At 57.0% G+C, this 4,246-nt stretch carries 8 protein-coding genes; all 8 read right to left on the bottom strand.

Annotated elements, in window-relative coordinates; genetic code table 11:
* Positions 1-590: hypothetical protein (locus HQL52_20095; GenBank protein MBF0371743.1), on the bottom strand; the 590-nt coding region annotated here is incomplete at its 3' end.
* A complete protein-coding gene (locus HQL52_20090) occupies positions 562-1,056 on the bottom strand; it encodes a DUF1804 family protein (GenBank protein ID MBF0371742.1) in 495 nt (164 codons plus the stop codon). The genes HQL52_20095 and HQL52_20090, both read right to left, overlap by 29 nt.
* Positions 1,056-1,310 (bottom strand): hypothetical protein, encoded by a 255-nt coding sequence (locus HQL52_20085; protein MBF0371741.1) that lies wholly within the window; start codon positions 1,308-1,310, stop codon positions 1,056-1,058. The genes HQL52_20090 and HQL52_20085 overlap by 1 nt, the downstream gene beginning before the upstream one ends.
* 3 nt (positions 1,311-1,313) lie before the next feature.
* The gene (locus HQL52_20080; protein ID MBF0371740.1) at positions 1,314-1,622 is read right to left on the bottom strand and encodes a hypothetical protein; all 309 of its coding nucleotides are present in this window, start codon (positions 1,620-1,622) and stop codon (positions 1,314-1,316) included.
* A complete protein-coding gene (locus tag HQL52_20075; protein ID MBF0371739.1) occupies positions 1,622-2,071 on the bottom strand; it encodes an N-acetylmuramoyl-L-alanine amidase in 450 nt (149 codons plus the stop codon). Before HQL52_20075 ends, HQL52_20080 begins: the two co-directional genes overlap by 1 nt.
* Before the next feature lie 207 nt (positions 2,072-2,278).
* Entirely contained in the window at positions 2,279-3,169 is an 891-nt protein-coding gene (locus HQL52_20070; protein MBF0371738.1) for a hypothetical protein, read from the bottom strand.
* Between the two features lie 194 nt (positions 3,170-3,363).
* Complete coding sequence (locus tag HQL52_20065) at positions 3,364-3,771, bottom strand: hypothetical protein (protein MBF0371737.1); 408 nt, start codon at positions 3,769-3,771, stop codon at positions 3,364-3,366.
* Entirely contained in the window at positions 3,771-4,214 is a 444-nt protein-coding gene (locus HQL52_20060; GenBank protein MBF0371736.1) for a DUF1018 domain-containing protein, read from the bottom strand. The genes HQL52_20065 and HQL52_20060 overlap by 1 nt, the downstream gene beginning before the upstream one ends.
* Positions 4,215-4,246: the final 32 nt, after the last annotated feature.

Genomic DNA, 4,246 nt, shown 5'->3' with positions numbered 1-4,246 from the left:
GGAAAGAGGACCGGGAAGCCACGCTTGCGCTTGCCGGAGCCGAAGGCCTGCACCTTGGCGTCACCCTTGGTGATGACGACACCTTCCTTCCATACCCGGCCTTCACCCACCTGATCGGGATAGTCGCTCTTCAGCCTGGGGTTTACCTCCAACTCCGCCTTGATGGAGTCCAGCATCACCACTGCCTGGTCCATGGCATCCATGATGATGGGGATATATTTTTTGCGACCTGTCAGCACACACCAAAGGGTGAAGATGCGGGTGGCGATAGTGCTTTTGGCTTCTCCTCGGGGGGCGGCGATGGCGTGGCGCTGGCCGCTCTCCTCATCCACCATCTGAGGCAGGATCTTGAATAGATACCGATGGAGGACGCTGGCTGGACCGGTGAGATAGTGGGGAAAATAGGTCTCGGCGAAAAACTGAAAGTCGCCATTGGAGCGAGCCACCCGCTGCTGGATCGCCTGGGGGTCGGCATCGAAGCCGGAGACGTCCGCCTCGATACTCCGACGCAACTCTTCGGCGATTTGGGCCAGCTCTTTTCTGAAGATCGATGCGCTGGTCTTAGCCATAGTCTCGGGCCAGCCGTTCACCAAAGGGCTCCAGAGCCTCCAGCAGAACGGGGGCGGCTTGAGGGTGGTGGGTGGAGATATACTTGACCAGCTTTTCCAGCACCTCTTTCGCTACAGCGAGCTTGGAGAGTTTGGGGCTGGACTTTTCCAGAGAGGAGAGGGTTTTGGTGAGGGCGTCCGCCAGGCGGGATAAAGCGTCCACCTTTTTAGCCGGATCCATATCGCTCCCTTTGACGTCAGTCAGAGTGGCGGCGTGGGCCTCCAGATAGTCCTGAAGAATGGTTTGGATCAGGGCGTCTCTCCCAGACCCTGCGAGGTGCCTGGATGTCCGCTCGGAGAGCCAATCATCCCCTTCAGCTTTGGCCTTCTTGCGCCAGCCCTGAAGGGTTGACTCAGAGACGCCGGTCTCGGTGGCAATGTAGGACCAACTTTTGCCACGGATGTAGAGGTTTCGGGCCAAAATCTTGGAGGAGGCGGGGTGGGCCATCAGATGGACACCTTTGCCTTGACCCACTCCCAAACCCCCATCACCAACCCGCCACCGATGATCGTCACAACGCCGAACAGTCGCTCCATCAGGCGGATCCGGGAATCAAACCGCTCGAACTTTTGAGCGCCTGTGTCAAGACGGCTGATCACACTATCTACCCGCCCCTTCAACTCCCCTTGGGACTCCAATACCTTCCCCTGAGTCTCCAGGATACTGATCAGGAGATCGTGGTGTGAGCTGTCGCCGCTCATGACCTACCCCTCAAGCTCCAGCAGGACCACGTCACCCACCTCGATCTCATCAACACCGAGCTGGATCAGATCGACCCCCTCATCAAGAGTGACCTCGCCATCCTCCATGGCATCGGCAGCGACCTCAAAAATACGGGCCAGGCTACGAAAAAAACCGACTTTGACTGAGACCTTCTGGATACCGACCTGCTGGACGGCGAAATAAAGCAAAAACACCGCCTCCTGCACGGTGATCTTGCGGTCCTTCAGCAGCACCGCCAACTGGCTCATAAGAGCCATCGCAAACTGCACTACCTGAAAATAGCGCCCCATCACTTTTCCCCCAGAATATGTTGTTCCTCCGGCACCATGCCGCCAGACAGCCACGATGAAACATCAAAGCCAGGGCACGACTTGCGCACTTTTGGCAGATCCCGATGTCCCCTTACCTTCACATCGTCGAGCATCGCCTCCAACCCTCCCACAAGCACCCGCAGAGCAAGCCACTGGGCTGGGGTGAATCGATCCGTACCGACCATGCAGATACCGATGGAGTGCCTGTTATGCCCTTTGGCGTGGGCTCCAACCCGCTCCAGAGACCGTCCCGGCTCAACCGTACCGTCTGGACGGATGACAAAGTGATAGCCGATATCGCTCCAGCCTCGGCCACGGGGTGGGGGATCGGTGTGCCACGATCTGATGGTATCGGCGGAAAAATCCTTGCCGTTGGGAGTGGCGGCACAGTGGATGATTAGGAGTGAAATGGCTCGCTTGATGTCCATGATGGTGATGTCTCCAGAAGTCAGTGGGCAGATATAGTCTGTGTGCCTATGACCCTAGAGGGATGGGGGGGGAGGATTGAAGAGGAAGGAGTTCCGTTTTTTTCAGGAACAGCCTGACAGGTCGGCGGCAAAAGCGAACTATAGTTCGCTTTTGAGCACAACCCCTCTAAAGCTGTTTACCCCTACTGGAGCGGGGGGAGTAGTGGGCTATTTGTTTTCCCTTTCAACCCGGTAATCAGCCAGAAAATACCCGGCAGGCTTTCTTCGCCCACTGGCACTGGTTTTGAACTCTACTGTAATGTCGCCGGTCACGTTTTCATGGCTGGCAAGGCGACTCAGGTCCAGGCTGGGGTCGATTTTCAGCGTCAATCGCTTCTCGGAAAAAGCTGGAACAATGGCCGACCACCCGCTATCGGTTTTGTCCCGATCCGTCGCACGAATCAAAACCTCTGTCCCGTCGATTGACTCAGTGGTGGGCTCCCATGTGACCTTTTCAGGAAATTCCCACAAGGCCTCGGGAGGGATGCGTAGTGACGACCCAAAATCTATGGCTCCATTCGGGTCGCGCCTGGCAGGGCTTACCAGTCTGACCGCATCCTCTGCCGCCTGTTTTTCTTTCTTCAGCGTGACATTGACTGCTTGATTGAGACGTTCTTCGGGAACGCCCAACCCCTTTCCAGTCTCGTAAAAATGGTTGTAGGTGTGTTCGATGTGATAGGTGGGTGCGGCAGGCGAAACAGCTTTCAAAGCGGCAGATCCGCCCCCCAGAATACACAAACCCAAGAGAACCTTGAGCAACACTCCGTGTTTCTCAAGAAACTGTTTGGTGGGCATTTCACTGAAATCCCTTTTTAGTTGTTCGGCCTGCTTTTCACTCAGCATAAATTTGAAAATCAGGTCTGTGAGCAGGCTGCCTGACTGAAGCTGTGAAAGCGTGACAGAGCAGGTTGCCCCTCCCAAAGTCGGTTCCAGCAAGGTGCTGGCTGTGGCCACCTTTCTGGTTATCCGATCCATCGCGGTCAGCGTCTTGGCGATCTCCGGGATTGAGAGGTCGGAGGAATGGGAAAAATTGATGTACTGGGGGATGATAATAACCATGAACGCCTCCATAAAGAGATCTATAAAAAACTTTAAGGTGGCATTTTTCCACTTTCAAATCAACAGCAGGACTAGGCTATGCCATCATCACCCCACTTTTTGACATTCACTGACAAGCCCGCTCCACACCTGCTGGCACCAGTCCCGGGCAGGTCGTGGATAGCGTGGAGGAGCGGGCTTGCCAGTAAGCGCCATCAGTCACTCCCAAAATCAAAAGCCATTTGCCTCGAAGGCTCTGCCAGCGGCCTCCCCAAAATCTTCGTCACAGCCCGCCCGGTCAGCTCGAATTTTCGGGCGATCTCCTCAACGGTGGTGCCGCCCCGACTGTACAGCTCGTGAATCTCCCGATCCCGGGCGCAGCGGATGGCTTTTGCCGCCCTGGGAATGGTGGGCCTTTCGGAGCCGTAGTAGCCTGCCAGCTGCTTCACCGCTTCCAGCCCGATCTTTTTCGCCAGAGGGTGCTCCTCATCGGCTCGGGTGAGTACGGGCAGGGTGATGCCGCCGTAGAGATCCAGCACCCCCAGGGTGGCCGGGTAGCCGATCAACTCCACCATCTGCTGGAGAGAGTCGGGCAGCTCGCACAGCTGAAGATCAAGATCCATCACCCCTCCCGCGCCTTTCTGCGGTTGGCATCTTTCTGCATGGCGGAGACAACCTTGTGGATGCCTCGGCCATCACACCACTCCACCCGGTCCACCTTGGCCAACCGCTTGGCGATGGCATGGGCATAGTTCCAGGGCCGCTTGGCGTCGGCCAGCAGCGCCTCCACTTTCCCGAGGCTGGGACCGATATCCTCCCGCTCGAAAAAGTGCTGCTCAGGCCTGCCCGGGAATGGTTGCCGACCCCCGGCTCTGGCCTGCAGGTAGAGCACAAAATCAGCCCGCTGGGTGGTGGAGAGGCTTCTGGAAGAGAGCACGGAATACCGATCCCAAAGGATCTCGCGGTATTCAGGATCCAGGATCCCCGCCTCACTCTGGAGCGCATGAATCCTGGCCATCTCCCGATGATGCTGGCCGCTTTTTTTCTCACCGCTCTGACGTGGCATCGGGAACGCCATGCCGTGGTGTTTGTGGATGT

The organism is Magnetococcales bacterium (assembly GCA_015232395.1).
GTDB lineage: Bacteria > Pseudomonadota > Magnetococcia > Magnetococcales > JADFZT01 > JADFZT01.
The sequence above is the reverse complement of the archived record's forward strand: the minus strand, read 5'-3'. Positions and strand labels throughout refer to the sequence as shown.

Bases quoted from the DNA above. Each gene is read 5' to 3' on its own strand.
- HQL52_20090 (MBF0371742.1), bottom strand. From the start codon at position 1,056: ATGGCCCACCCCGCCTCCTCCAAGATTTTGGCCCGAAACCTCTACATC.
- HQL52_20085 (MBF0371741.1), bottom strand. From the start codon at position 1,310: ATGAGCGGCGACAGCTCACACCACGATCTCCTGATCAGTATCCTGGAG.
- HQL52_20080 (MBF0371740.1), bottom strand. From the start codon at position 1,622: ATGGGGCGCTATTTTCAGGTAGTGCAGTTTGCGATGGCTCTTATGAGC.
- HQL52_20075 (MBF0371739.1), bottom strand. From the start codon at position 2,071: ATGGACATCAAGCGAGCCATTTCACTCCTAATCATCCACTGTGCCGCC.
- HQL52_20070 (MBF0371738.1), bottom strand. From the start codon at position 3,169: ATGGTTATTATCATCCCCCAGTACATCAATTTTTCCCATTCCTCCGAC.
- HQL52_20065 (MBF0371737.1), bottom strand. From the start codon at position 3,771: ATGGATCTTGATCTTCAGCTGTGCGAGCTGCCCGACTCTCTCCAGCAG.
- HQL52_20060 (MBF0371736.1), bottom strand. From the start codon at position 4,214: ATGCCACGTCAGAGCGGTGAGAAAAAAAGCGGCCAGCATCATCGGGAG.